The following is a 2,138-nucleotide window of genomic DNA, read 5'->3' as shown; positions in this document are numbered from 1 at the left end:
CTTCGCCGGCCGGCACCGCTGCGTCCAGCGCGGGTCCGCGAAGCACTGCTCCAGCCGGCTCCGGCTCGGCAGGCATTGCCACCGCACGCGCCGCTCCAGCAAGCACCGGACCCGCGAGCACCACTCCGGCGAGCGCCACTCCGGCGAGCGCCCGCTCCGCCGCACCGGCCGGCGAGCCGCAGGTTCGTTGCCAGGCGTACGAGGGCGGCGTGCGGTGCACTTCGGATCGCGGTGTGCCGCCGGGTGGCCACCTCACCTTCCGCCTGCGCGTGCAGGCGGCGCCGAACGCTTCGGAAGGCGAGATCCGCGCGCAGATCACCTCCGGCGCCACGATCGACCTGCAGCTCTCCGCGATCCGGGTCCGGCTGGCCCCCGCCGACGGCGTGGACGTGCGGGTCTCCCGCGCGGCGTTCGACGAGGGCCTGTCCGAGCAGGTCGACGATCATCCGCCGGTGCACCTCGAACTGGACGTGCGCAACACCGGCCGCACGGCCGGTCGTGCCGAAGCGACGGCTCGGCTGCCGGAAGGCACCCGCGCGATCGGGATTCCGCCGGAGTGCGAGGTGCACCCGTCCGAGCGGCAGCTGCGGTGCGCCAAGGACTTGCGGCCCGGCGAGTCCTTCGAGGGCGACCTGTGGCTGCTGACGTTCCAGGACGCGCCGGTGGCGGACGCCGAGCGGCAGGTCACCATTCCCGCTCAGGCCACGCTCGGGCAGGCGAGCGACAGCGACTCGCTGACCTTGCGGTTGCGGTATCCGGGAGTGCCACCGAAGCCGTGCCCGGGCATTCCGGAGTTCCCCGGACAGGGCTGGTGGCACTGCTGGTGGCCCGAGCCGCCCGAGTCCCCAGAACCTCCGGAACCGCCCGAGCCACCGGAGCCGCCACAGCCTCCGGAACCGCCCCGGCCGCCGGAATCACCGCAGCACCCGGAACCGCCCGAACCACCGGAACTGCCGGACCTGCTGCAACCGCCGGACGACCCGCCGCAGCAGGAAACCTCGCGGCCGGAACACGACGAGCCGGACGCGCCGTCCGGAACCCGGCCGTGGCCCTGGCCGCTGCGGGACCTGTCCGGGCGGTGACTCGCTGCCGCGTGCGGCGGTGACTCACTGCCGCGCACGCGGCGGTCCGCGCCGACGACCGGCCACCGGAAGCGCGCCGACCGCCACGTAAAATTGCCGCCGTGTCCGTCGTCGATTCGGTGCTCACCCGCATCCCGCAGCCGTACCGAAACGTGGCGATCCGGCACCGCGAACTGCTCAAGTTCGCGGTCGTCGGTGCGATCACGTTCTTCGTCGACACCGCGATCTTCTACGGGCTGAAGCTGACGATCCTGGTGCCGAAACCGGTCACCGCGAAAGTGATCGCCGTGCTGGTGGCCACGATCGCCTCCTACGTGCTCAACCGGGAATGGTCGTTCCGCACCAGGGGCGGGCGCGAACGCCACCACGAGGCGGCGCTGTACTTCCTGTTCAGCGGTATCGGGGTCGCGCTGTACGCCGCGCCGCTGTGGTTCTCGCGGTACGCGCTGCACCTGCAGGAGCCCTACACCAGCAGGTTCGTCGAGGAGATCGCGGATTTCACCGCCGCGCAGATCGTCGGATTGCTGCTGGGCATGGCATTCCGGTGGTGGGCGTTCCGGCGCTGGGTGTTCCCTTCCGGCGATTCCGAACAAGACGAATAGCTCGCCGCGATTCGTCTCGGCCGCACGAAACCGGGTGGCCTCAGCGCGGCGTCGACTCGATCTTCCAGGGAACGCCGAGCACGTCATCGGCACGTGCCACCGGCAGGTAGATCTCGAACAGCGCGGGCCGGGCCTTGCTGAGTTCGAGCCGCCCGCCGTCCGCCTCGATCAACGCCCGCGCCAGCGCCAGCCCGACACCGGTCGAGCCGCCCGCGGAGAACCCGCGATCGAACACGTACGGCACCAGCTGGTCCGGAACGCCCGGCCCGGCGTCGCCGACCTCCACGACGACCGTCCCGCCGCCCTCGCGGGCAGCCAGCGTCACCGCGCCCTTGCCGTGCCGCAGGGCGTTGTCCAGCAGCACCCCGATGGCTTCGCGCAACCGGGCGGGCGTCGCCCTGGCCAGCAGCCCCTCCGGCACCCGTTGCCGCAGCGTCCGGCTCTGCGCGCGCAG

Annotated in this window: 3 protein-coding genes; 2 read left to right on the top strand and 1 reads right to left on the bottom strand. The window is 72.3% G+C overall.

Features of this window, described 5'->3' with window-relative positions; translation table 11 throughout:
• Positions 1 to 209 precede the first annotated feature (209 nt).
• Positions 210 to 1,082, top strand: a complete 873-nt coding sequence (locus IJH84_RS04795) for a hypothetical protein (protein WP_295140715.1) — start codon at positions 210 to 212, stop codon at positions 1,080 to 1,082.
• Positions 1,083 to 1,183: 101 nt separating this feature from the next.
• A complete protein-coding gene (locus IJH84_RS04790; protein ID WP_200073410.1) occupies positions 1,184 to 1,684 on the top strand; it encodes a GtrA family protein in 501 nt (166 codons plus the stop codon).
• Between the two features lie 40 nt (positions 1,685 to 1,724).
• Here IJH84_RS04790 and IJH84_RS04785 read toward each other — a convergent pair.
• The coding region (locus tag IJH84_RS04785; protein ID WP_295140710.1) for a sensor histidine kinase KdpD at positions 1,725 to 2,138 on the bottom strand (414 nt) is incomplete at its 5' end.

Origin of the sequence: Saccharopolyspora sp., from assembly GCF_017434145.1 — a bacterium.
GTDB lineage: Bacteria > Actinomycetota > Actinomycetes > Mycobacteriales > Pseudonocardiaceae > Saccharopolyspora_C > Saccharopolyspora_C galaxeae.
Note: the sequence above shows the minus strand (reverse complement) of the source record. Positions and strands in the feature narration are given on the sequence as shown.